The organism is Xenorhabdus bovienii (assembly GCF_024721015.1).
Lineage (GTDB): Bacteria > Pseudomonadota > Gammaproteobacteria > Enterobacterales > Enterobacteriaceae > Xenorhabdus > Xenorhabdus bovienii.
This window is the reverse complement of record NZ_JANAIF010000331.1, coordinates 1-422: the sequence shown is the minus strand read 5'-3', so window position 1 is coordinate 422 and position 422 is coordinate 1. Positions and strand designations below refer to the sequence as shown.

Annotated in this window: 1 protein-coding gene; it reads right to left on the bottom strand. The window is 53.6% G+C overall.

What is annotated here, in order from left to right:
- Nucleotides 1–422 (bottom strand): condensation domain-containing protein (locus NXS07_RS20845; protein WP_258087613.1); only part of this gene is annotated, 422 nt, incomplete at both ends.

Genomic DNA, 422 nt, shown 5'->3' with positions numbered 1-422 from the left:
GACATAAAACGCACTGAGCAGAACGGTATACAGGGTGGTTTCCTGCGTTTTCGCCAGCGCCCTTAACTGATGCGAAAGTTCACTTTCCAGTGCAAAATTAAAATCCCGGCCCTGATAATCCACCTGTACCGGCCGGCTTCGGTCCGTTGGCAGGGACAGCGGTTCATAACCGGCCAGCGCCTGCTGCCAGTAGGCTAGCTGGCGTTCACCCACCTCGCCCTTCAAATAGTCACGCTGCCATCTGGCATAATCCCCGTAGGTGATTTCCAGTGGCGGCAGCAGGCTGTCACGACCTTCCCGCAGGGCAGAGTAAATTTCCGCCAGTTCATCCATAAAAATATCGACGGACCAGCCATCAATAGCAATATGGTGCCACATCATCAATAAATAATGATGTTCGGCCACCCGGTAGTGACACAGGC